23 protein-coding genes and 2 pseudogenes are annotated in these 24,124 nt (G+C 60.4%); 12 read left to right on the forward strand and 13 right to left on the reverse strand.

Going from position 1 to position 24,124, the window contains the following annotated elements:
- Window positions 1-81 precede the first annotated feature (81 nt).
- Window positions 82-342: pseudogene (locus MOV76_RS28605) on the forward strand (hypothetical protein); the annotation flags it as partial.
- Window positions 343-529: 187 nt separating this feature from the next.
- Here MOV76_RS28605 and MOV76_RS28610 read toward each other — a convergent pair.
- From MOV76_RS28610 to MOV76_RS28620, 3 genes are all read right to left on the reverse strand, one after another.
- Complete coding sequence (locus MOV76_RS28610; protein WP_028734443.1) at window positions 530-1,231, reverse strand: alpha/beta fold hydrolase; 702 nt, start codon at window positions 1,229-1,231, stop codon at window positions 530-532.
- A 215-nt stretch (window positions 1,232-1,446) separates the two neighbouring features.
- Window positions 1,447-2,133, reverse strand: coding sequence for an alpha/beta fold hydrolase (locus tag MOV76_RS28615; protein ID WP_130651939.1), 687 nt, complete (start codon window positions 2,131-2,133; stop codon window positions 1,447-1,449).
- A 201-nt stretch (window positions 2,134-2,334) separates the two neighbouring features.
- Window positions 2,335-3,306, reverse strand: coding sequence for an AraC family transcriptional regulator (locus MOV76_RS28620; RefSeq protein ID WP_247265785.1), 972 nt, complete (start codon window positions 3,304-3,306; stop codon window positions 2,335-2,337).
- A gap of 150 nt (window positions 3,307-3,456) precedes the next feature.
- Between MOV76_RS28620 and MOV76_RS28625 the strand changes: the two genes are divergently transcribed.
- Window positions 3,457-4,056 carry a c-type cytochrome gene (locus MOV76_RS28625; RefSeq protein ID WP_247265786.1) on the forward strand — a complete coding sequence of 200 codons (600 nt, stop codon included), beginning with the start codon at window positions 3,457-3,459 and terminating at the stop codon, window positions 4,054-4,056.
- Between the two features lie 101 nt (window positions 4,057-4,157).
- Here the strand turns inward: MOV76_RS28625 and MOV76_RS28630 are convergent, their stop codons facing one another.
- Window positions 4,158-5,129: an MBL fold metallo-hydrolase gene (locus MOV76_RS28630; protein WP_247265787.1), complete on the reverse strand. Its 972-nt coding sequence runs from the start codon at window positions 5,127-5,129 to the stop codon at window positions 4,158-4,160.
- A 134-nt stretch (window positions 5,130-5,263) separates the two neighbouring features.
- Between MOV76_RS28630 and MOV76_RS28635 the strand changes: the two genes are divergently transcribed.
- Together MOV76_RS28635 and MOV76_RS28640 are read left to right on the forward strand one after the other, a co-directional pair.
- The gene (locus MOV76_RS28635) at window positions 5,264-6,160 is read left to right on the forward strand and encodes a LysR family transcriptional regulator (protein ID WP_247265788.1); all 897 of its coding nucleotides are present in this window, start codon (window positions 5,264-5,266) and stop codon (window positions 6,158-6,160) included.
- A 218-nt stretch (window positions 6,161-6,378) separates the two neighbouring features.
- Window positions 6,379-7,488: a sulfite oxidase gene (locus tag MOV76_RS28640; RefSeq protein ID WP_247265789.1), complete on the forward strand. Its 1,110-nt coding sequence runs from the start codon at window positions 6,379-6,381 to the stop codon at window positions 7,486-7,488.
- A 149-nt stretch (window positions 7,489-7,637) separates the two neighbouring features.
- Here the strand turns inward: MOV76_RS28640 and MOV76_RS28645 are convergent, their stop codons facing one another.
- From MOV76_RS28645 to MOV76_RS28670, 6 genes are all read right to left on the reverse strand, one after another.
- Complete coding sequence (locus MOV76_RS28645; protein ID WP_247265790.1) at window positions 7,638-8,546, reverse strand: RNA polymerase sigma factor; 909 nt, start codon at window positions 8,544-8,546, stop codon at window positions 7,638-7,640.
- A complete protein-coding gene (locus MOV76_RS28650; RefSeq protein ID WP_247265791.1) occupies window positions 8,543-9,286 on the reverse strand; it encodes an SDR family NAD(P)-dependent oxidoreductase in 744 nt (247 codons plus the stop codon). Before MOV76_RS28650 ends, MOV76_RS28645 begins: the two co-directional genes overlap by 4 nt.
- A 517-nt stretch (window positions 9,287-9,803) precedes the next feature.
- Entirely contained in the window at window positions 9,804-10,610 is an 807-nt protein-coding gene (locus MOV76_RS28655) for a class I SAM-dependent methyltransferase (RefSeq protein ID WP_247265792.1), read from the reverse strand.
- A gap of 338 nt (window positions 10,611-10,948) precedes the next feature.
- The gene (locus MOV76_RS28660; protein WP_018449585.1) at window positions 10,949-11,566 is read right to left on the reverse strand and encodes an ATP-dependent Clp protease proteolytic subunit; all 618 of its coding nucleotides are present in this window, start codon (window positions 11,564-11,566) and stop codon (window positions 10,949-10,951) included.
- A gap of 44 nt (window positions 11,567-11,610) precedes the next feature.
- Window positions 11,611-11,970: an SRPBCC domain-containing protein gene (locus MOV76_RS28665; RefSeq protein WP_247265793.1), complete on the reverse strand. Its 360-nt coding sequence runs from the start codon at window positions 11,968-11,970 to the stop codon at window positions 11,611-11,613.
- A complete protein-coding gene (locus tag MOV76_RS28670; protein WP_018449587.1) occupies window positions 11,967-12,281 on the reverse strand; it encodes a helix-turn-helix transcriptional regulator in 315 nt (104 codons plus the stop codon). The genes MOV76_RS28665 and MOV76_RS28670 overlap by 4 nt, the downstream gene beginning before the upstream one ends.
- Window positions 12,282-12,566: 285 nt before the next feature.
- Between MOV76_RS28670 and MOV76_RS28675 the strand changes: the two genes are divergently transcribed.
- On the forward strand, window positions 12,567-13,367 hold the full coding sequence (locus MOV76_RS28675) for an SMP-30/gluconolactonase/LRE family protein (protein WP_247265794.1): 801 nt from the start codon (window positions 12,567-12,569) through the stop codon (window positions 13,365-13,367).
- 201 nt (window positions 13,368-13,568) lie between these two features.
- On the opposite strand, the gene MOV76_RS28680 is transcribed toward MOV76_RS28675, so the two are convergent.
- Window positions 13,569-14,477: a LysR family transcriptional regulator gene (locus MOV76_RS28680; RefSeq protein ID WP_130715890.1), complete on the reverse strand. Its 909-nt coding sequence runs from the start codon at window positions 14,475-14,477 to the stop codon at window positions 13,569-13,571.
- A 159-nt stretch (window positions 14,478-14,636) separates the two neighbouring features.
- Between MOV76_RS28680 and MOV76_RS28685 the strand changes: the two genes are divergently transcribed.
- The 5 genes from MOV76_RS28685 to MOV76_RS28705 all read left to right on the forward strand — a co-directional run bounded on the left by MOV76_RS28685 (window position 14,637) and on the right by MOV76_RS28705 (window position 20,957).
- Window positions 14,637-15,038 (forward strand): DoxX family protein, encoded by a 402-nt coding sequence (locus MOV76_RS28685; protein WP_028734458.1) that lies wholly within the window; start codon window positions 14,637-14,639, stop codon window positions 15,036-15,038.
- Window positions 15,039-15,285: 247 nt separating this feature from the next.
- Complete coding sequence (locus MOV76_RS28690) at window positions 15,286-16,335, forward strand: LLM class flavin-dependent oxidoreductase (RefSeq protein WP_247265795.1); 1,050 nt, start codon at window positions 15,286-15,288, stop codon at window positions 16,333-16,335.
- 492 nt (window positions 16,336-16,827) lie between these two features.
- Window positions 16,828-18,753, forward strand: a complete 1,926-nt coding sequence (locus MOV76_RS28695; protein ID WP_247265796.1) for an adenylate/guanylate cyclase domain-containing protein — start codon at window positions 16,828-16,830, stop codon at window positions 18,751-18,753.
- A gap of 61 nt (window positions 18,754-18,814) precedes the next feature.
- Entirely contained in the window at window positions 18,815-19,498 is a 684-nt protein-coding gene (locus MOV76_RS28700; protein ID WP_247265797.1) for a winged helix-turn-helix domain-containing protein, read from the forward strand.
- A gap of 58 nt (window positions 19,499-19,556) precedes the next feature.
- Window positions 19,557-20,957, forward strand: a complete 1,401-nt coding sequence (locus tag MOV76_RS28705; protein WP_247265798.1) for a sensor histidine kinase KdpD — start codon at window positions 19,557-19,559, stop codon at window positions 20,955-20,957.
- A gap of 23 nt (window positions 20,958-20,980) precedes the next feature.
- On the opposite strand, the gene MOV76_RS28710 is transcribed toward MOV76_RS28705, so the two are convergent.
- Entirely contained in the window at window positions 20,981-21,811 is an 831-nt protein-coding gene (locus MOV76_RS28710) for a glycosyltransferase family 25 protein (RefSeq protein WP_247265799.1), read from the reverse strand.
- Window positions 21,812-22,175: 364 nt separating this feature from the next.
- Entirely contained in the window at window positions 22,176-23,069 is an 894-nt protein-coding gene (locus MOV76_RS28715; protein WP_247265800.1) for an NAD(P)/FAD-dependent oxidoreductase, read from the reverse strand.
- Between the two features lie 207 nt (window positions 23,070-23,276).
- On the opposite strand from MOV76_RS28715, the gene MOV76_RS28720 reads away from it, so the two are divergent.
- Entirely contained in the window at window positions 23,277-23,924 is a 648-nt protein-coding gene (locus tag MOV76_RS28720) for a TetR/AcrR family transcriptional regulator (protein ID WP_247265801.1), read from the forward strand.
- A 34-nt stretch (window positions 23,925-23,958) separates the two neighbouring features.
- Window positions 23,959-24,124, forward strand: a pseudogene (locus MOV76_RS28725) (SAM-dependent methyltransferase); the annotation flags it as partial.

Below are 24,124 nucleotides of genomic sequence, written 5' to 3' on the forward strand. Positions count from 1 at the left end.
CCCGCTTGCTCTTGCCGAGCTCCTGCAGGTGCGGGTAGGACGGCGCCAGCTCTGATATATGCGTCGTCGGGCGGGAGATAAACCAGCCCTGGACGAGGGGAAGATGATGCCCACCTCTATGCCGAAGGTGTCCGCCGCGGCGGCAGCCTGGTCACGGCCAAGGTCGACGACGCCCGCGCCCCCGAGGCGCAGGCCATTCTGCAGGGCTCAAACTGGGTCGACCCGATCGAACGTCGGCGCGCCTATAACGAGCAGGGATGGACCCGGTTCGACGAAACGCTCGATCCATACGCCCCCGAGCAGATCGCGCAGGAGCGCGACCGGTATCGGCGGACCGCCTAACCGGCCTTGAGTTTCAACCCTCCTTGCACGTCGCAAGGAGGGTTGAAGCGGTGATCTCACGCGTCAGCCGGTGCCTCTGGCGGGAGTGGCCCACAGCGAAGTTGGCGGACGCGCTTATAGGTGCATCTGCCGACAACAGAAAAGACCGCCTCATGGCGGTCTCTTCATATGCGATTTCCACGATATATCAGCGACGCTCGACGGCCGCCGCTGCCTTGCGGATGACATCGATGACTACGTCGGGTTGAGAGAGCATCGGCACGTGGCTGCTTTCCACCTCCGTCACCGTCGCGTTCATACGCTTGGAAACCCAGCGCTGGAGATCGGGGTGCACCGTGTGGTCCTGCGTCGCCAAGACGTACCAGCTTGGCTTGGACTTCCACGCGATCTCGTCGGCACTGAGCTTTTGCTGGTGGAACAGATCGGCGACCGGCGCATAGTGCGTGGCCCATACAAGCTTCTGCTCTTCCTCCGAGAGGTCTCCAGCGAAGAACTTGGTTCCGCTCGGCAGCATCCAGGCCCGGCCGTCCGCTGCCTCGACATGGTTGAAGATGTCCGACGGATACTTGGCGAGCTGATCCTGCACGGTCTCGCCGACATCCGGGGCGACCGCGGCGATGTAAACCAGACCAACGACACGCTCGTCGATGCCGGCGGCCGTGATCGTTGCGCCACCGTAGGAATGCCCGACGAGGATGACGGGGCTGCCGACACGATTGAGCGTCCGCTTAACCGTAGCCACGTCCTCCTCGTAGGAGTCCAGGCCGTACTGGACGGCGATGACTTCGTGCCCGTCCGCCTGAAGCGCAGGGATTACTTTGCTGAAGCATGAGCCGTCGGCCCAAATGCCGTGGCAAAAAACGATGGTGGGTTTCGATGATGTAGACATTATCCTGTTCCTTCTTGGGTTGGGCAAATAATTCCGTTGGGGGGCAAGCGAGCCAACGGCTTCTTTCGAAGCTTTTGTGACCAGGCGATGTGCGCCAGGTCGAACTTGGTCGAACAGACACAGGCCGCTAAAGAATGGGTCGTCGTTTCGCCGTTGTGGCGAGGTCGTTCCGGAATATGTTGTTTTGAATGATGCTTCGGCTTGGGACCGAATTATCAGTCAAAAGACGCGGCGGCGTTGGCGATGAACTCGGCAACGACTTTCGGTTGTGAAAGCATAGGCAAGTGGCTTGCCTGAACAACCATGATCTCGGCACCCATACGTTCGGCGGAGTCCTGCTGTACCGCGGGCGGCATCGTGTGGTCGAGCGTCGTGACCATGTACCAAGAAGGCTTGGTGTGCCACGCGCTTTTTGAGATCTTCTCTAATTTACTGCGTGTTCCAAGCGGTCCCTGAGTGGCGTAGACGATATCGGCTTCTGCAGTCGGAAGATCCTGGCCCAGGTATTTGCGCACCCCGTCGCGGGTGAGCGTAACATGCGCGTCGCCCCAGGGCCTCAGTTCATTCACAACAGCCGCAGTCGCATAACCGCTCCACCAGTCGTCGACGGACTGGCCACTGTCTGGCGCAGCGCCGGCGATGTAGACGAGGCCGGCAACTCGACTATGGTTGCCCGCCTCGGTAATGACCGCGCCACCATAAGACTGTCCCACGAGGATGACCGGACCGTCCTGCATTTCAATGGCGCGATGAACAATTGCCACGTCCTCAGAGAACGAGGTCAATGAAAGCTGAACGGCGATTGCATCAATGCTTCGCTCTGACAGTAACGGTATAACTTTATTCCAAGCATTACCGTCGAGGAAATATCCGTGCACAAGAATAACGTTTATAATATTCACGGCTACATCTCCTGTGCTGATGTCGTCTGTTGGCAATACATATGAACTACCTTGGAGATTAGGTCATGGCATTTTATTGCTATATCTGGGATGTTATTGCTTAAGACAGGCCAATGAGACGAAAAATCTGATTTTCGGCTTGATAAGTGTCGAAGTTATCTGACTCTAATGGTAGATTATTGCTTATTTTGTACATTATTGTTAGATCTCTGATAAATGCCTGCGGCCCTGTGCGCGTGCGTATGCAGCAGGGGTGCTACCGACGACCTTTTTGAAACGGCGGGTCAGGTGGCTTTGATCGACAAACCCAAGCTTATCGGCAATATCGGCCAACGATATTTCGGCTGTCTCGATCAATGACTTCGCTTGCTCAATTCTGCATTGCTCCACGTATCGCGCAGGCGTCATACCAATCTCAGCTTTAAAAACCCGGATGAAGTGAAAGCGGCTGAGACCGGTCCGCTTGGCGAGCGAGGAGAGGTCAGGAAAGTCGTGCGTTGTCCGCCCAAGATGCTCGATTACCCGTCGGATGGCTTCCCTGTCGCTGATTTCGCCGGTGTGATCGGAGACTGTGTAAACACCATACATTGTAACGAAATGCACGGTTAGCGCTTCAGCAAGGTGACGTAACAGAGGCATCCGCCATTGAAAATCCGGCTTGCGCATCTCCTCGAGGATCGCGCCGCCGATGTACAGTGCAAACAAATCGTTGGCGTGAAGGATAGAGCCCGTCTGATCATCCCTGCCGCGGAGGGGCTCCCGCAACCGAGAGCCATCACTGAGTTGCTCTGGGTCGATACCGATCCGAAGCATCGGCGGGATAGCGCCTCCAAGCCGTGCTGGGCTACCGGCCGGGACGACAATCAGATCCCCTGCTCTGCAAGATACCTCGCGGGACGCTATGTGCGTTTGAAAGCGGAATTGCCGTGATGATCCCAGCGCCACTAACACTGCATGATGATCACACCCAGGCACAACCAGTTCGACGCCGTGGCTCCCGTCTCTCACATCAAAGTGCAGGCCGCGAGAGGTAGACGACATGCCTGCCGTCGATATGGGCCAGCCGCCGAGCTGGGCTCGGATTTCACCGATACCAGACAGCTCACTCTGGCCCTGAACCTTCATCGCTTTAGCTCCGTATTTAGGCCAGAATTTCCCGGATTTATGCAGCAAATGCCGCAAGACTCCAAGTCAACTAGGGCGTGAACTCATAAAAACGCAGCCATAGTCGGATGGAGGCGGCGGGGTCCGCTCGCCAATGGTTGCATCTCCTGATAAGATCAGCATCACACTTCAGCTTAAGCCTCGATCTGGAGGCCTCGCATGCCCTGCAGCAATGCGCTCGCTCCGTTCGTCATCGCCGCTCTCGTGGCCCTCGGTCCGCCGCCGGCTGGAGCGCAGAACAATGCTCCGCCACCGCCGGCGGCAATCTCCCACAAGGCCAAGCTTTGCCAGATGTGTCACGGTAAGAAAGGTCTGCCGACTGTTAAGAACACGCCGATCATCGCCGGCCAGCACGAGTCCTCTTTGCTGATAGCTTTGCAGGAATATCGCAATGGAGCGCGCACTGACGACCTCATGGGCCGGATCGCGAAGAATCTTTCCGACGACGACATGAAGGCGCTTGCGGCCTACTTCTCCGCACTGCCCTGGCCCGCCTACCGCGAGCCGGCCGACGCAGCGAGCATTACCCGCTTCCAAGCGCTCGACGCCGGGAAGAAGTGCACCTCGTGCCACCGGGAGGGTTTCGTCGGATACGCCAACACTCCGCGCGTCGCAAATCAGAAGCTGGACTACCTGATCAAAACCCTCTCCGACTTTCGCGATAACAAGCGCCCGAACGTGCCCCGCATGACGGCCTTGGTGCGCAATTTTTCGGCCGACGACATCGCTGCCATGGCTCACTATCTTGCCGGCCTCTGACGATCAGTTCGGGGTCGGCGATCCACCGAACAGGGCCGCCGGCGCGATTGCAGTTGGGATCTGCTTGGCATTCATACGCTTAAGATCACCGAGAGCAGACATCAGTCCTGCAAGGCCCAGTCTGCGACCTGCCAACGCATCTCCCCATGATCAGCAACGACACGACCGAGCCCAGGGAACGGCATGTGCGTGGCAGCGATGAGTGCGCCTTCCGACGCGGCACGCGGAAAGAAGCGATCACGCATGGCTTTCGCAGCGGCACGGTCCTGCTCAAACAGGAAGAACACATCGGTCGCGGCCGGATGCACGACCGGAAAAATCATATCCGAAACCATGATCATGCTCTTCCCGCCATCTTCCACCCGCACGCCGATATGGCCGGGTGTATGGCCGGTTAAGTCGACGATCGAAACGCCCCGCATGATCTCGCGCTCTCCGTCGATCGCTTGGAGCCTCGGATATAGCCGCACGACCTCCTCCGCCATCCTGAAGCTCGTCTGCAGGTATTCAGGCGCGCCGCTGCGCTTGGCCGGATCGGTCCAGTGAGTGATGTCGCGACGATCGATATAAAGCTCGGCTTCGGGGTAGTTGTTCTTACCTCCCAGAACCAGCCCACCCATGTGGTCTTGGTGCATATGCGTCACGATGACCGCGTCGATCTTGTCGGGCTTCAGACCGAGCGCGGCGAGTGCCTGTGGTAACTGTCCGGTCTGCCCGATCGAACCTGCCGCACCGGCATCGATCAGGATGCGGCGCTCGCCATCCTCGACGAGATATTGGTTGAAGAGGAACCGAACCCCACTCGGCCGGGCGGTAAACTGTGCGCTTGCCGCCCTCTCGACCTCGGGCGCTGAGCGCCCCGGAAAGTAGTCATAGGGCATATCGGCATAGCCGTCCGTCAGTGCCGTCACGGTGAACCGACCGATGCGGATCTGTGCGAACGGGTTCATCGCAACAGGCGCCTGGGCAGCTTCCTGCGTCGCCGCACGGGCGGCGGAGTCGCCGAGCAGGCCTCCACCGAGGAGGCCGAGAGGCAGGGCGCCAGCGAAGGCGCGACGTGAAAGTTGAGGCATGACATCTTTCTCCGGATCAGTAGCACGATGGGAGCTACGTCGAGCCCCTTGACGACGCGAATGCTATGACATCCACAATCAACGGGGTATCTTGGCAATGTGGAAACATTCTTCTCATTTTTTGGAAGGCTTCGATGGATCGTTTTGACGCGATGGCGGTGCTATTGGCGGTGGTCGACGCCGGCAGTCTTTCTGCCGGGGCACGGCGGCTGAATGCGCCGCTGGCCACGGTCAGCCGCAAAGTGGCCGATCTTGAAAAGCATCTTGGCGTTCGCTTGGTCGTGCGCACCCGCCGCGGCCTCGCCTTGACGGAGGAGGGGCGCGCCTTCGTCGCCGCGTCACGTCGTATTCTCGAGGAACTGGACGCAGCGGAGCGGCAGGCCAGCGGCGATTGTGGAGCGCTGCGTGGGGGGCTGCACGTGACCGCGCCGATTGCCTTCGGCGAGCGCCATCTGCTGCCAATTGCGCTCGAATTCCTGAAGGAGCAACCCGATATCAACCTGCGGCTGACCCTGACTGATCGGCAGCTAAGCCTGAGGGATGAGCACGTCGATGTAGCCCTACGGATCGGGCACCTGCCGGACAGCGCGATTATCGCAACACGGGTTGGCGCCGTCCGCCGGGTGATCTGCGCGAGCCCCGAGTATCTCGCCCGCCGAGGAGTGCCGCGTCAGCCGGAAGACCTCGCCCCGCATGATGGCATAAGCTTCCAGGGCTTCGCGACCGCCCCGGAATGGCGATACCGCCGGGACGGCGCGGCCTTCGCCGTCGAGCCGCGCCTCAAACTCGCGGTCAACACGACAGAGGCTGCCATTCAGGCTGCGCTGGCCGGTATCGGCATTATTCGCGTGCTTTCTTACCAGATCAACGACCATTTGCGCTCTGGCGCTCTGCGGGAATTGTTGGCGGAGTTCGCACCGGAGCCGCTGCCGGTAAATGTTATTCACGGACCAGCCGATCCGCTGTCGCTGAAGGTGCGGTCCTTCCTTGACTGGATCGGCCCCCGCCTGCGCGCGCGGATGGCAACCTAGCGTCCCGCCTATCAGACGCGTCTCCGTTAATGGCGGTCAGGCTCACTGGTAGTCGATCGTCCTCTGCCGTTCGAGGTCGATCCGAGGAACGTGCTATATGTGCTAGGATGCGGCCCGAAGGCGGAATGCGACGGTCGCACTGCGAGGGGCGGTGTGATCGCACCGGAATTCGCGCGACCGAGAGCCGACGTTGTGTCTTGAAAGGGGAGATGAGGACGATGCCGACACCAGAGCAACCCAGTCTAATCGTTCGACAGAAATCCCCCCAGAATATCGAGTTTCCGTTTGCGTCGCTCTCCGATTGGCTGATCCCGACCGAGCTGTTCTTCGTGCGAAACCATTTCCCGTCGCCGGACCTCGATGCGCGAAACTGGAGATTGCGCGTTGGCGGGGCGGTGGAGCGGCCGATCGAACTTGACCTCGACAGCATCAAGGCGATGCGGAGCACGACTTTCACTGCCGTCGTCGAGTGTGCAGGGAACGGGCGCGTCTACTATGAGCCGCCGAGGGAGGGATTGCAGTGGCAGAACGGAGCCGTCGGCAATGCCGCGTGGACAGGTGTTCTTCTGCGCGACATTTTGGAAATGGCCGGCGTCAAGCGAACCGCATGTGAGGTTCTGCTCGCAGGCGCCGACAGCGGCGTCGTCGACACGAACAAGAAAACAGCTTCTCCCGGCCCCATCGCTTTTGCGCGCAGTCTACCGCTTGAGAAGGCCATGGCTGACAGCACGATCCTTGCCTATTCGATGAACGAGGAGCCGTTGACGCGCGATCACGGCTACCCGCTACGCGCGGTCGTGGGTGGCTGGTTCGGCATGGCTTGGGTCAAGTGGATCACTGATATCACGGTTGTGGAGCAACCGTTCCTTGGCTACTGGCAGGCGCGCGACTATTTCCGTTGGGAGCGCAGCCTCGGGGAACCCACGCTGGTCCCCCTTGCGGAGATGGAGGTCAAAGCGCAGATCGCGCGTCCGGTACAGGGGGCGCAGCTCATCGCCGGCCAACCGTACCGTATTTTCGGAGCCGCCTGGAGCGGAGAGGCTGCTATCCGGCAGGTGCAGGTCTGCACCGGAGATGGCAAGGGCTGGCGCGAGGGAAGGCTCCTCGAAACAGAACGTCCCTTTGCATGGCGCTTGTGGGAGTACATGTGGACCCCTGAAGAAGTGGGGCGATATACACTGCGATGTCGCGCGATCGATGAGGCTGGATGCGTGCAGCCCGACCTCCAGCGTTCCGACTGCGAGAGCTACGCGGCCAATTGGATCATTCCGGTGGAGGTTACGGTCGTTTCCAAGCCACAGACGTACGAGGAGGAATTCGTGATCTAATCACCCGCATGGGGCGGAATGGCGGCTTTTGGCGCAACTGCGACCCGCCTTGTCACTGCGTCATGTCCGCTTTGCAGCAACAGCGACGGGTGGCTCGATGACCATTATGAGGCGCAAACCGGCCATGGCGGCTATTCGGCCCAAACCAGTCACCGCGATGCGGCCTGCATGACATCAGCACCATCCATGACATAGGTCGCATAGCGATGGTCGCGGATCAGGCCTATCTTTTGCTCCCGCCATTCGAGCAGCATGAAATAGGAAGGACCGCCCGGCGGTTCGGCTGATACCAGCAATATTTCCCGGCCTTCCAGCCAAGCCGGTTCGATCCTGACCGGTGGATATTCGGCATAAAAGGTGAAAAATCGACCGACATCGGCGGCACCAGAGATTTCCGGCCGTCGCGCCTGACGAAGCCGAACATCCTCGGCCAGCATGCGACGCAAAGCGTCCCAGTCTCGGGCTTTGAAGAGCGCTGCAAAGTTCAGGACCTCGGGACTCGGCGGTGGCGGAACCTCGGACCGCACGTCGGAGATGGCGCGCAATCTCGCCCGACCGCGCGACAGATGGGCCTTGACGGCATCGACACTCAGTTCCAGCAGCGCTGCGATGTCCGCAAGTGACTCTCCCAAGACATCCTTGAGGATCACCGCGCTGCGTTGCGGCACCGGCAATTCTGCAAAGTGGCCCAGGGCGACCCGCACCGCGTCCTGCCGGATCAGCGCGTCCTCCGGATCGACGGCGCTGATATCGGCCAGATCGAAAGCCATCTCAAGGGGCTCCGATCGGAGCGTACTGCGCTGGCGCAGGGCATCTATGGCTCGATTGTGGACAATGCGAAATAGCCAGGGTCGCAGCGGCGTGCCCGGCGGGATCGAGCCAGCCGTCGCAAATACCCTGGCAAATGCGTCCTGAATCACATCCTCGCCGTCGATCACCGAACCCACCAGACGAGCAGCATAGCGGTGCAGTTCGGGGCGAAGTGCGTCCGCTTCCCTGGAGAGCGCTGCGAGCAGAGTTTTCCTCTCTTCGTCTTCGAGAGCAGCGTCTTCTGTCATTCGATGACCGTCACACCCGTATCCCCACGCACCGCGTAGACCATGGCCCCGGCGAGGCCCGTCCTGCCGATCAGGTCGGCGACCATATCGCCAAAATCCCGCGGCGTCATGTCCGGCCAGGTGGCGGCATGTTCGGCAAATGTCCGACCCGCCGCCGCGGCATAGGCCGCGATGCCGGTATCACCCACACCGGTTCCTGCGAACATCTGCCGGGGAACGATGACCCGGAAGCGCAGACCCAGGCCGAGTTCCGCCGATAGGCCCTCGGCATATTTTGCAATGAACCACTGCGCGCGCTTGGCTCCCGCATAACCGCCCGATAGCGGCGACCCCTGCACGGCGGCTCCGCTGGAGACCAGGACGACAAGCCCGCCCGGCGTCATCGGCAACGTCAGAGCAGCCTGTACCCAGTGCAGCGCGGCCTTGACGTCCACATTCCAGTTGGTCGTGAATGCCTCCCAGCCAATCCGGTCGATCCGTTCCATGGGCGGTTCCGCACCGGCGTTCATGATGACGAGATCGGGTCGCGTCTGCTCCATGATCCGCCATGCCGCGTCGACATCGGTTGCATCAGCCGATATGGCGGTGACGGCCGGTTGCTCGCCTGGCCCCTGCACGGCAGCCGCGTTTCGGGCGACCACTGTGACTTTTGCCGCGCGAACCGCAAATGCCTCGGCGAGCCCCCTCCCCAAGCCGCGGCTCCCGCCGACAACCACGATTCGCTTTCCTTCCAGATCCATCTCTCAGTCCTCATTTGGGTCGGGTCCGACCGCTCGACGGCGGTCACAACAACGACGTTCCAACGAGGTGAAAAGAGTCATCGCCATTTGCGATTTGTGGGGCCACCATCAAAAAGTGTGACTCGACCGAAGTTCGATGGTGATCGATCTCGAATGGATTTTCGCGCCGGTCATGCCAGCGACAATACAAATCGAGAGGTTTCACAGTCGCGAAGAGACAAACCGCGAGGCGTATGACTGCTTCTTGCGTGGCCGGGAGCTGTGGCACCGGCTGACGAAGCAAACGAACAGCGACACCCGCGACCTTCTGCAACGTGCCGTCGAACCGGACCCGAACTTCGCCTCGGCGCACGCCTTCATCGCCCTTCACCGGTGGAGGTTACGGTCGTTCCCGAGCCACAGACGTACGAGGAGGAATTCGTGATCTAATCACCCGCATGGGGCGGAATGGCGGCTTTTGGCGCAACTGCGACCCGCGTTGTCACTGCGTCCTGTCCGCTTTGCATGTTCGCCAGGATCAGGCTGGGACCAAGCCACGCACCACACGGAACATCATGGGAAATGATCGGGGTCCATCGGGCAAGCCAACCAGATACCCGGCACGAACATGCTGTTCGATCGAACCGCGCGCGTCGTCCGAAAGTGCCATCAATGTGCTTGTGGTGCTGCCTGGGCCGTCGGTGAACGTAGCCCAATAATCCGCGAAGGACGCATACTCACAATCCACGACAACGGGAATCTCCGTCACGTCGACGAGTCCGATCTTCCGCCACAACGTCGCCTGACCATTAGGCCAGAAGAGCTGGCGCCCCGCCCGCATAGATCTCAGCCTGTCGAAGTCGGTCTCAAGCACGGCGCCGGTGTTAATGACGAGATCGAAGGCGGGCATGCCACCCAAGAACTGAGTAACGGCGGACGCGACCACGCCGCCTGGACGGGTCACGCGCTTCATCTCGGCAACGACCTGTTCAATTTCCGGGATAACGTCCAGGGCCAGCGTGGAAACGGCCGCATCGAAAAAGTCAGTGTCGAACCGCATGTGCCGGACATCGCCGTGTTCATAGGCGATATTGGGGTGGGATCGTCGACGGCGGGCTCCTTCCAGGTATCCCTCAGATGCGTCAACACCGATCACATGCGCTCCCGCCTCGGCCAGTGCTTTCGACAACACACCTGTCCCACATGCTACATCGAGCACGCGACTGCCCGGAGCAATATTAGCACGGGTGAGAAATGGGCTTGCCAGATGTTCGCTCCAGCGCCCTATGAATGTCTCGTAGACGTCGGGATCAGCCCAATTATATCGTAGTTCTGCGGCTTCCATGGCTTGCCATCCTCTCTCGATCAAGAATGGACGGTAACACGGCCATTCGGTCGCGCGTATTGCCGTCACACCGGGTAATCCAGCGAAACCTTGTTAACGCTTCTCAAGAAAATACGACACAGCCGGCGCGATGCTGAGATTGATGGACAGCCGGATCGTCTGGATCGCCCTTCAGGGCGGTGAACCCGTGGCAACAGCAAGCCTTGACGGGGATATGGTCAGGATTAGAGACGATAGCGGAATGCGAGAGCCGAGGAGGCTGCTTCCGGGAGGTTTGCTCTCAAGCGTTCTTCCAACCAATCGACGCATGAATGGACCATTTCAATCCGAGGCTACGCTTATGCCGTTGCGTCCAGATTTTCTTCCCGGACCTGTAGGATGCGGTCGACCAACCCCCATTCCAGAGCTTCCTCTGCGGTCATGAAACGGTCGCGGTCCATCGCGCGTTCAAATTCCTCATAGGTGCGTCCGCAATGCTCGGCATAGAGACGTGTCATCCGGTCCTTGGTCCGTCTGATTTCCTCGGCATGGATGAGCATGTCCGATGCCTGTCCCTGAAAGCCACCGGATGGCTGATGGACGAGGATGCTTGCATTGGGCAGTGTTGCCCGCTGTCCGGGTTCACCCGCCATCAGCAGGAACGATCCCATCGAACGGGCTGTCCCCATGCAAAGCGTATGCACCGGAGCGCGGATGTAACGCATGGTGTCATACATGGCGAGGCCGCTCGTAACCATGCCGCCGGGGGAATTGATATAGAGGCTGATTGGCTTCTTGGGGTTTTCCGCTTCGAGGAACAACAATTGTGCGCAGACCAGCGCAGACACGGTGTCGTTCACTTCGCCATTCAAAAAGATGATCCTTTCACGAAGAAGGCGGGAATAGATGTCGAAAGATCGCTCCCCTCTGCTTGATTGCTCTACCACCATAGGGACGAGTTGCATCGCTTCGCGCATAGGCGAACTCCAATCTTCCGGAATTTGAAGGGAGGCTCGCCGCGTCAGGCGGCGAGCATGAGGGACAGGCTATTATTGTTTGCGGCGGTGCCGGTCATCCGATCGAACCTGACGTCCGTAAGCTGGTGAATGATCCGCAGCTTGGTTCCGCCGGTGGCGTTGGGGGTAATCCGAAAGATGACCACGCTTTCAAGGAACGGCGGATCGCTTTCGCGCATCCGGTAGCGGACCTCTTGCCCCGGCGTCAGAGACGCAGCCTCCGGATCGGCCAATGCCTCTTTCGGCAACCAGTTCTCTCGAAACTCCGGAATGCTTATCGCGCGCCAGACCTTGTGCGGCGGCTCGTCGATTTCGTACTCAAGCTCGATGCCCCTGTCGTAATCGTCGGTCTTGCTCTCGTTCATTGATCCATATCCTTCAGCAGAGCTTTGAGGGCGTCGATGCGAGCGGGCCAGTAGGCGCGATACTTCGCCAGCCATCCGGCAATGAGTGCCAAGCCTTCTGGATCGACCTCGTAGTTCACAAAGCGCCCCTGTCGTTCCTCCCGCACCAGTCTCGCGCTCCGCAGAACGGAGAGGTGTTGGGACATGGCAGGCTGACTGATCGTCATGCCATCGCGCAAAGCGCTGGCATTCATGCTTCCGGTCGCCAGCTTCTCAAAGATCGCGCAGCGGGTGGGATCAGCCAAAGCCTTGAAGATGTCGTTCTCTATCATGCCAACACATAAGCACATACTTATGCGATCCGCAAGGCTTCTCCGCTCATTTCCAGCTGAAAGTGCCGCCGGAAACGCGGCGCCTGCCGGGCTTGCGGCAACCGACGGCACCACGATGCCCGGATGACGGTGCCGTCCTAAACAGTGTGTCGGACGTCGACGCCGCTGGTACGGGATACGACCATGCCCTTTTCGCAAGACAAGTGTCGGTATTGGCTTTGCTTACTCGTCTTTACAAGGTGGCTCCATGCGACGGGCCAAGGCGCAGAACGACAGGAGGGCGAAATGAACAGGACAAGGGTTCGGTTGGAAGACCGGGGGCTGGTCGAATGCCCACGATGGCATGACGGCGAGCTGTGGTTCGCGGATTGGACAAGCGGTGAAATTCTCGCCTTGAGCGAGCACGGAACGGTCAGAGTGGCGACAACCGCGAAAGCCCCGCCCCTATCATTCGACTTCGGACCACAGGGCGACATGTACGTCATCGCGTCAGGGGCATCGCACTTGCTGCGGTTTGACGGCTCCGGACTGGAAGAGTTCGCCGAGCTGGGAGCGAATGGCTGGAACGAGATCGTGATCGATCCGCAAGGCCGTATCTACGTCAACGGACCCGCGATCCTGCTGATACATCCAGACGGGACGGTCGAAACACAAGCGGAAGGCTTTCAGTTTCCGAACGGAATGGCTCTCTCTGCGGACGGGCGCACACTGGTTTGCGCCGAAAGCTGGGCGAAACGGCTGACATCGTTTGACGTCGCCGCCGACGGGCGACTTTCGCATCGAAGGGTTTGGGCCGATCTTCTCGGGTGGCCCGATGGCATATGCTTCGACGCTGAAGGGGCGATCTGGTACGCCGACGTACCCAATGCCTGCTGCTGCAGGGTTCGTGAAGGCGGCGCGCTCCTCGATGACGTGAAGCTCGATCGCGGCGCCTTCGCCTGCATGCTGGGTGGACCTGATCGAACCACCCTCTACATAACTGCCGCCAGATGGTTCGGGATGGACAAGATGGACCAGATGGGCGGAACTGGCCAGCTGTTGTCCGTCGAGGTCGAGACGGCCGGGGCGGGTTGGCCTCACGGCTAGGTCAGCCACCCGCTTCGAAAAGCACAGCGAAAACTCCCGTTGAACTTTCCGGGATCGGCGTAGTGCTGGCGCACCTGATCCATGGTGACGTAGCCGGTGCCGAACCGGTGGATCGGGAACGGGTTGCCGTTGAAGCGAAAACCACCTTGCTACTCGCCAGGACGGGGAGGAAGCTCGCGCGTTCCATCATGGACGGTGGGGTTATTTGATGGAGCTGTCGTTGGAACAAGCTGTTAGTCGACCGATAAACCAGCGTCCTGCGGGGCCTGGCGGATCGTCGGATCGATAGGCGATGGACACTGGCAATCGAAGTCCGCCTGCAGGTAAATCCTCGATGATCAGCGAGACCAGCCGCCCTTCCTCGATATCCGTCTTCACGGCATGTTCCGGCATCCCGCCCCAACCAAGGCCGTTGATCAGAAAGGTATGTTTGGCGAAGAGGTCGGCCAGCCGCCAGGTCTGCGAAGACATCACGCCGAATTCACGCCCGGCCGATAACTCCGTACGATCGGTGAGGATCAGCTGGACATGCTGCTCGAGTTGGCTCTTGGAAATCGGCCCTTCGATCAATGATAACGGATGGTCTGCGGAAGCAACGATATTGAACAGGATACTGCCGAGAGGCTCGGTTGCGATCCCTGACGGCATGACCGGCAAAGAGCCAACGATGCCGACATTGGCTCTTCGATCAAGTATAGGCTCCACCGTACCACCAAGCGCCTCCACGAACAGACGCAAGGGAACAGTTGGGAAACGCTCGCGAAAGTCCTTTGCTGCCTCGGCGATTATGTGGATGGGAAAGAAAACGTCGATGACGACGGACAGCTCTGCTTCCAGCCCGGTGGCCATCCCCTTCGCGTAGGATTTGAATATGTCCACCTTGGCGATGATCTCGCGGGCTTTTGGAAGCAGCAAATCTCCTGCTCCGGTCAATCGAGGATATCGGCCATCTCGATCGAACAATTCAACGCCGAGTCTAATTTCCAGGCTGCGAATGAGTTCACTGACGGCCGACTGGGCCCGCCCCAGTCTGCGGCCTGCCGCAGAGAAGCTCCCTTCATCGACAGTCACCACAAAAGTGCGCAATTGATCGAGCGATATTCCGTCCAATCTCTGTTCCCTTCACCAATACCGATATGGGTGTAATATCGGATTACACGATGGTATCCATCATTAAATATCGGCTTTCCCAATGCTTTCCGCCGTGTGATGAGAGGGAACAGACAATTATTTGGTCCTGCCCATGGCAGATAGGGAAAGTAGACACCGATGACAGCCGCATATTCTCCGCTGATTTCACAGAGTAAAGCCGTCCGCGTTGCATCCTGGGCTCTGCGCCTTCTTTCTGCTGCCGTGTTCCTGGCGGCCGGGGGCGCAAAGATTGCCGGGGTGCCGATGATGGTGGCGATTTTCGACCAAGTGGGTTTTGGTCAGTGGTTTCGCGTGTTGACGGGCATCGTGGAAGTCGGCGGCGCGATCGCGCTGCTGGTGACCGCAAGCACGGCATTCGGCGCTCTGACGCTTGCTGTCACCATGGTGTTCGCCGTCCTCACTCACCTTTTCCTGATCGGCGGCAATCCATTGCCAGCAGTAGTGTTACTGGCGATGACCGGCACAGTGGCGTGGCTCCACCGTCGCAGCTTCGCTGTCATTTTGGATGCCCTGCGTTAAACGCCAGGCGGTTCAATCACTAGGAATCACCGTCAATGCGGGCGCGCACTTTGCTCGCAATGAGTTTCAGCTCTCGTCAGAGGCACTGATGATGCGTTTCACTGTTTTTCTCCTTGCGTGTTTATGTCTGGCATCTTGCCACACAACCCAAATGGGCCAGTCGCTGGGCTGGAAGGAGCCACAACGCGGCGACACGACGGACGCCTACTGAGCGTTCACTGCGATTGAAACTTGGAAGGAGTTCTCCTTGGAAATCGGTATCGATAGTTTTGCGATGCTTTTGACCGACCCTGCGACAGGCCGGTTGCAGTCGGCCGCCGATCGTATGGCAAGCGTCCTCGCCGAGGTCGAACTGGCAGACCAAGTGGGGTTGGATGTGTTCGGGATGGGTGAACACCACCGTGCAAATGCTCTGGACTCAGCGCCGGCGATAATCCTGGCTGCTGCCGCAGCACGGACGAAATCGATCAGGCTGACAAGCGCAGTCACAGTCCTTGGCGCGGCCGACCCCGTCCGTGTCTTTCAGGATTTCGCCACTCTTGACCTAATATCTCGCGGCCGAGCCGAGCTCGTTGTCGGTCGTGGTTCGTCCGTTGATGCCTATCCATTGTTTGGATTCGATTTGCGCGACTACGACGCGCTCTTCGTCGAGAAGCTCGAGCTTCTGCTCAAGATCAGAGCCAACCCCAAAGTCGACTGGCAGGGCCGTTTCCGCCCCTCGCTGAAGGGTGAGGGAATTTATCCGCGTCCCTATCAACACGATCTTCCAATCTGGCTCGGCGTGGGCGGAACACCGGGGTCTTTCGCGCGGGCTGGAACGCTTGGCTTGCCGCTGATGATCGCGATCATCGGTGGCAGCTTCGATCGCTTCCGGCCTCTTGTGGAACTCTATCGCGACGCTTGGCGCGACGCTGGCCATGATCCGGACAAGCAGAAGATCGGTGTCCATGCTCTCGGCTTTGTCGCAGAAACCGACAAGGCTGCGAAAGAGGCGTTTTTCCCCGGCTGGTTTCAGATGTTTACGGAAGCGGGAAAGGAACGAGGGTGGCCGCCGCCGACAGAGGCGCAATTCGAGCACATGTGCAGCCCGAACGGCGCGTTCCTGGTCGGCAGTCCACAAACGGTGGAGGACCGGATAGTCGCCGCAGACAAGGCCTTGGGAGGCGTGTCGCGGTTCACCTTTCAAATGAGCACAGCCGCACTGGATAATGACGCGATGCGACGCTCCATCGAGCTGCTTGGCACTGAAGTTGCACCGAAAGTTCGTAAAGCAACGACCTGGCGCCAATCGGCTTGATAGAGCTGCAAAAGAGCGTCATGAGCCAAGACCGGTCAGGCGCTTGGCTGATCCGGCTTTACGCCGAGAAGCTCACCTCGGCCTGCGCAGCTCGTCCCGGCGAAAGCTGAGACAAGGGCATTCTCAGCCCCGCCGCCTTCCCTTCGATATGGTGAAACGCCGCCGCAGTACGGCGCCGGCGTGCCGGGCGGCGAGCATCCTCCGACAGGGTGCCTATCGTGGCGGCGACCGGACATGAAGGTCTTTCGGGCTTCATGGCGGTGCTCAAGCGGAGATGCCGACCATTTTGAGTTTGTCGCAGAAGCTCGCTATGGCTTTTTCGACGCCCCCGCCGCAGGGAAACTTGAATGGTCGCGAGGCAGCCGCAGCCAGCTTATCTGCACAAGCGCGGGAGAACCGATATCATCACCTTGTGTAAGTTTTCAAAAAGCGGTTAGCTGCCATCGTTGAGCTTCGTGTGCTGAGACGTGTCCGCATTCCGAGGAAAATCTCGTGCACTGGTCGAAACCGCTAAGACTGCATCTCGGCGTCCTGGTCGTCGCATCGCTGCTGTGCACGTCGACGCCGATCATCTGGATGGCCTTCAGCCATGGACGCGATGCTGCGGTGAGCGCGGGCGTGCAGCAGATGCGCGAGATGAGCTTGCGGCTGATCGAGGGATACCGGAATACGCTGCAGGGCGGCACCGAGGCGGTCGCACTGGCCGCGACGCTGCCGCAGCTTACTTCCCCGCCGCCTCAAGATATCAAGGCAAAACAGCAATTCTTTCTGGAAGTTCTGCGAAACGTCCCGAACGCGACGAGCATCTACACGGGCTATCCCGATGGCTCGTACCTGCAGGTCATCAATACGGTAAGGGACGATGTTCGCCAGACCCTCTCGGTGCCTGAAGGCACGGCATTCGCGGTCAGAACGATTGCACAGAGACAAACGACCGACGTCATATCGACGCTTCGCTTTCTCGACAGCCAAGCCATTGAGATAGGGGCGAGGACCGTCGAATATGCATCCTTCGATCCGCGGCAACGCCCGTGGTATCAATCCGTCGTTCAGGACGGTATCCCGGTTTCCGTTGGACCCTATGTCGCCGGCACGCTCAAGGTTCCGACGCTGACAATCGCAGCACCGATGCGGGACAATGGCCAGGTGGTGGTCGGCATCAACATTCACCTGCAGACCGTCAGCCGCCTGCTGGACGCGGGTCAGATTTCGCCGCGAGCAAGAGCCTACATCATCAATGGTGGCGGTGATCTCGTCGCCCATTCCGACCCGGCTGTCATGAGCAGGATCATCGGACTATGGTCGAGAACGGCAGGCGCCTTTGCCGCGAGCGCAAACGGTTTCGACACCAGCCTCGCAACCGTGGCCCGGCTCAGGCAGGATCCCGCCTTTGCCAATGGCGGCCTGGCGCGGGTTGATTTCGATGGTGAAAGTCATCTGGTGCAGATTGCCCCGGTCAGCGTGTCTGGCCTGTTTCAGGGAAGCGTGGCCGCAATCGTCGTGCCGCTGGAGGACCTGGTGGCCGAGGCCAATCGGCTGCTTGTGCGCAATCTCCTCATTGCCAGCGCCTTCGTGATTGCGGGTGTCGCTGCAACGGTGATGCTGTCGCGCATGGTCAGCCGCTCCCTCTATCGCCTGGCGGACGAGGCGCGCAGGATCGGCGATCTCGACGTCGGCGAGAAGGGCGTCTCCCATTCCTTTATAACGGAGATCAACACGCTGGCGAGCGCGCTGGCGGCAAGCCGCCATGCCATCGGCCAGTTTGCCCTCTATGTTCCGCGCGAAGTCGTCAGGCGGATCATCGATCCCCAGGGAAGAACCGCCGTCAAGGCGCAGCGGCAGGATGTGACCGTGCTGTTCACCGACATCCGCGACTTCACCACCATCTCCGAGCAGCATTCGCCCGAGGACGTGGTCGATACGCTGTCGGCCTATTTCGAACTCTTGAACACCATCGCCGAGCGCCATGGCGGGACCGTCGTGCAATATCTCGGCGACTCCATTTTCGTCATGTGGAACGCCCCTGTTCCCGATGCCGGACATGCCGAAAACGGCTGCCGATGCGCGCTTGCCATGAAAGCGGCGGTCGACGACTTGAACGAAGCCAATCGTCAAAATGCCCGTCCCGCCCTCGTCACGCGATTTGGATTGCACACCGGCCCGGCGGTCGTCGGCAGTTTTGGCGCGATTTCGCGACAGCAGTACACAGCCATGGGCGATACGATCAATGTCGCCTCACGGCTGGAGGGACTGAACAAGGACTTCAACACCTCGATCCTGGTGAGCGCGGCCACACGCGACGCGGTCGCCGACCGCTTCCACCTTCGCCCGCTTGGCCTGGTGCAGCTCAAGGGGCGCGCCGAGAAGGTCGATCTATGGGAGCTTGTCGGGGATGCCGATCACCTTACCAATCCGTAAGTTGAGGCCGAAGCCTGATCAGCTAGATTGGTCCCCCAGGCATCCGGGAACGATCGGGCTGATGCGAATCCTGCTTATCGAGGACGATACCAAGACGTCCGATTATATCGCCAAGGGTTTTTCCGAGGCCGGGCATGTCTGTGACGTGTTCGGCGACGGCCGCGATGGGCTGTTTCAGGCGCAGCGCGAGGCCTATGACATCATCGTCGTCGATCGGATGCTGCCGGGCCTCGACGGTCTGGCGATCGTGCGTTCACTTAGGGCCGCCAAGGTCGGCACATCGGCGCTGTTCCTGACATCGATCGGCGGCGTCGACGATCGGGTCGAGGGGCTGGAGGCGGGCGGCGACGATTATCTCGTCAAGCCCTTTGCCTTCTCCGAGCTGATGGCGCGCGTCAATGCGCTTGGCCGGCGGCCGCCGGTGCAGGAGCAGAGGACGGTGCTGAGGGTTGCCGATCTCGAACTCGATCTGATCCGGCGGGAGGCCCGCCGCGCCGGCCAGGTGATCGAGCTGCAGCCGCGCGAATTCACCCTGCTCGAGGTGCTGATGCGCGGCGAAGGCCGGGTCATCACCAAGACGATGCTGCTGGAGCGGGTCTGGGATTTCCACTTCGATCCGAAGACCAGCGTCGTCGAGACCCATATCAGCCGGCTGAGAGCCAAAGTCGACAAGCCGTTCCAGGCCCAGCTTCTGCATACGGTTCGCAACACCGGATACAGCCTGCATGCGCCTCGAACAGGATGATTTCAGGCCCATCGGCCTGAAAATCTCAAATCCTGTTCGCAATTTAAAGAGTAAGAGCATGATGTCGTCCGAAAACCGCGCACACTTTTCGGCATCATGCTCTAGCCTGCGCCGGAGCACGCCGTTCCGGCTTGCCGTCACTTTCGGCGTGCTCTTCGTCGTCACCTTCATGTTGAGCGGCGCGATCATCTATCACATGCTGCGCCTCGGCCTCGGCCGCGATCTCGACCAGTCGCTGACCGAGATGAATTCGCTTGTCGTCTCGACCTATGAGCCCAACGATACCGAGGATCTGGTCAACACGCTGAACAATTATGCCAGCTTCCAGTCGACCGCCGACGGGCTCTACTCGCTGACCGACCATGCCGGCAAGAAACTCGCCGGCAATTTCGCAGCCCCCCGTATCCCGAACGGCGTCTATACCGTCACCTCCAGGGATGTCGGGCTGAAGGGGCATGAACGTTACCGGATGCAGGTCTCGACCATCGGCCCCTACAGTCTGGTGGTGGCGGAAAACTTCAACGATGTCGACGAGATGCTGCGGATCGTGCTGGTGAGCTTCGAATGGGCCGCCGCGATCGTCGTGGCGACGGCGATCGGCGGCGGCGTCTTTCTCGCCGTTCGCGCCCAGGCGCGGCTCGACCGGGTCGCCCTCACCATGAACGATGTCTCGCTTGGCCAGCTTCAGGCCCGCATCGCGATCACCGGAAACGGCGACGATCTCGATACGGTGGCGATCCAGATCAACGCGGCGCTGGAACGGCTGCAGCGATTGGTCGAGAGCATGCGGCAGGTGAGCGCCGATATCGCCCATGATCTGAAGACGCCTCTCAACAGGCTGCGCCTGACGCTGGATGCCGCGGTGGCCGGCAACGACCAGCAGGCGGATGTTTCGGCGCTGCTTGACGAAGCGCGACACGAGAGCGACCGGATCAACGCCACTTTCGAGGCGCTGCTGCGCATTTCCCAGATCGAGGCCGGCGCCCGCAAGGAGCGTTTCCAGGCGACCGATATCGACGCCGTGCTTGCCGTGATTTCCGAGGTCTATGTCGACGTCGCCGAAGACGCGCTGATGGCGCTTGATATCGCGGAGCGCTGTCCCGCGCTCATCCGCGGCGACCGTGACCTGCTGACGCAGATGATCGCCAACCTGGTGGAGAACGCGATCAACCACTGCCCGGCCGGAACCGGCATCACGGTGTCGCTCCGTTGCCAGGGCGGCCGCGCCATCGTCTCGGTCGCCGATAGCGGCCCCGGCATTCCCGCCGGCGAAAGGGACAAGGTCTTCCGGCGTCTCTACCGGCTCGACAAGAGCCGCACGACGCCGGGAAGCGGGCTTGGGCTCAGCCTCGTCAAGGCGATCGCCGAGCTGCATGCGGCCGAGATCACCATGGCGGACAATCATCCCGGCCTCATCGTTTCGATCGGCTTCCCGCTGATCTCGGCTGAGAAGCCCTAACCTCTCATCCCGGGGGAGCGGTTCTAACCGCTCACCCCGGAGGAGCGGTCCTGACCGCTCAGCCGCCAAGCCGCGAGACGGCGGAAGCGACGAGCAAACCGGCGCACCTCAGCCGCGGTTCGATATGGCAGGACACTCCACGGCCGGCGGCGGCCCAGCCGATAGGTCGAAAGCCCCGCCTGGATCTGGGAACAGGGATCGGCCCTTTGGCTGACCGGCAGCGGATCGACGAAGCAGGCGCTCAGCCCATCATCGAACTCCAGATCGAAGGCGAGATCATAGGGCAGACGCATGGGCATGAGCATATCGGCAATCCAGCCTGCCGCCTTGCGATTGATCAGATAGGCGCCGGACCCCTTCTCGCGGGTGAGCGCGATGGCAAGCGAGCGTGACGCGGTCAGCGGCTCCACCTTGTGCTTTTTCCCGGAACTGACGGTCGACAGCCGCAGGATGTCCCAGCGCGCCTGGTGCTCAAGAGCGGCCTCGAGCAGCTCGGCCAGATCGTCATCGAAATCGAGATCGTCTTCCAGAATGAGCGCGAACTCGGCATGGCTTCCGAGGAAGCGCTTGGCGCATTCGACATGGCTGAGATAACAGCCGATCTCGAAAGGGTTCGGCCGGCGGCCGTGCCGGCTGAGATAGGCTGCTTCGTCGAAGCCCGGATGCGGCAGGCTCAGCCCTGCCCCATCGACCGCCGCCACGCGCTCGAAGGCAAGGCCGAAGCTTGCCAGCAGGCGTTCCATTCGAAACCGGCGCAGTGGCGCGCGGTCGAGATTGATCAGGTAGGTATTCATCCGCAGGCTGACCGGATGAAGGGCCGGCATAAGGGCGGCAGGTGCGGTGCGCATGTTCATGAGAGAGCTGACCTTCGACTTGGCAATGATGGCGCCAAGCCTGCGCTCCAAACCTCACGGGGACCTCGCTGGAACTATACATTTTGGTAAAGTGCGAGGGTCGAACGGCCGAGGCTGCATTTCTTACGGATTGGTATGATCCCGGCAAAGTGCGCGTGAGAATGCCGCGCTACCAGCTCTCGTGCGGCACGCAGTGGACGCCTCCCTTCCCGCGATCGAAACCGACAACCAGCGAGCCTTCGATGACGACAGCGACCCACTGCGTGCCGCCCCGGATGATCCCTGGCTTGAGCAACCGGGTCAGTGCCTGCCTCCTCATTGATCAGAGTCGAAGGTGGCGTGTTGAAACTCCATCTGTGTCTTCTCAAACCAGCATCGACTGCTGGGCGGAGATACCCGCCGTCGCGCCCTGCGATATTGCCGTGGTGACCGAGGCCATGAGGGGGTTTGCAAGATCGCCGGCAGCGTAGATACCGGGCGTGCTGGTTTCGCGGCGCTCGTCTACCTTGAGGGCGACGCCGAAGGGCGTATTGACCGTGGCGAGGCCCAGTGAGTCATGCAGGCTTGCGGACGGCTTGTTGCGCGGATGCGCGAACAGGATGTCGACCGCGACATTGCGGCCGCTCTCGAGATTAACGGTGGTGATATGGCCCCGGTGATGGGCGATTTCGGCGATGCGGCCATCAACGATAGGTATGTTTCGGCGCGCCAGATCGGCCCGGATATCGGGTGCAATGTCGTGACCATCGGCGAAGACCGTCAACGTGTCGGTCCAGTCGTGGTACAGCCTGACATAATTGTGCGACGGCGGGCCGGACCAGACGAGGCCCCAATGCTGGCCGGCGACTTCAAAGCCATCGCAATAGGGGCAGGGCACGATGGATGTGCCCCAGCTTTCGGCAAAACCCGCAACAGCAGGCATCTGGTCGGCAACGCCATAACTCAGGATCAGGCGGCGCGCCCCAAGGCTTTCGCCATCGCCAGTGAGGACGGAGAAATTGTCGATGGTGCCGGAGATGCCGTCGGCCCGGGCATTGACCAGCCTGATCGTGGGATAACGCGCCAGTTGCTGCCGCGCCTCGGCCAGGATGTCCAGCGGCGGCTTGTGATCGTGGCCGAGCAGGCCATGCGAGTGGCCGGCGAAGCGGTTGCGCGGCAGGCCGGTATCGAGAACGGTGACCTTGCGGCGGGCACGGCCGAGCTGCAGGGCGCCGGCGAGGCCAGCAAAGCTGCCGCCGATGATGATGACGTCATCCATGGTGATGGGCTCCGTGTTGCGAATGGAGGGGGTTGGGTTGGGCCAGGCGCAAAAACTCATTCAGCGATAGGCATTCGATATCGCCAAGCGGCCCAGGGAAACTTGATTTGGAAGACAGAGTAAAATCCATTCTTCGGCTTGCGCATTTCAGATACTACGTAGTATCGTAATGCCAGAATTAAGATACTGTCAAGGATCGTAATTGTCGTGACCGAAAATAGCCAGGCCCGGCGCGGCCGGCCCGCCAACGAGGCGCTTGGCCAAACGATAGTCGACGCCGCGTGCGAACTCTTTGTGGAATTGGGTTTTCAAGCGACGACATTGGACAAGGTCGCCCAGCGAGCGAGGATATCCAAGCTCAGCATCTATCGGCACTTCGAGAACAAGGAGGCGCTGTTCAGTGCAGCCATCGCGGCCCACTGCCATCAGTTTGCACCGCTGGCCCTTGTTGAAGGCGTCGACGGTTCGGCAGAACATCAGCTCATGGCGGTGGGAACATCCCTGCTTCGCACGCTGTTGAGCCCGGAGGTGCGCAGTGTCGAAGCCATGATCATGGCCGACAAGACGAATCAAAAGTCGTTAAGCAAGCTCCACTACGAAGCCGGCCCCGCCTATGTCATCGCCCAAATCGAGGCCCTGTTGCGTCAGTTGCACGCGAAGGCGGTTCTGAACGTGCCCAATCCTCTCCAGTCCGCCCGCTTATTTGCCGCGCTTATCAAAGGATCCGATCTCCTGATTATCGCACGCTTCGATGAGGCGAGAGCAGAGGACGACAACGAAATCGAATCCTATTGCCGGTCGGCCGTCGCCATGTTCGTCGCCGCGCACGGTGGCAACAATCACGCGGGCGGATAGCCTGGTTAAGAACGGATCAGAACAAGGATATGGCATGACAGAGGAAAATGTTTATCAGGTAGCCGACTGGAAAGGCCAAAGCGGGGAGCGCTGGGTCACTTACCAGGCCCGGCTCGATGCCATGATGGCGGTGTTCGGCCAGGCCGCGATCGAAGCCGCCGCGCCCGCTACAGGCGAACGCGTGCTGGACGTCGGCTGCG

The sequence above is a fragment of the Rhizobium sp. PRIMUS64 genome (assembly GCF_023006465.1).
In the GTDB taxonomy this organism is placed as follows: Bacteria; Pseudomonadota; Alphaproteobacteria; order Rhizobiales; family Rhizobiaceae; genus Rhizobium; species Rhizobium leguminosarum.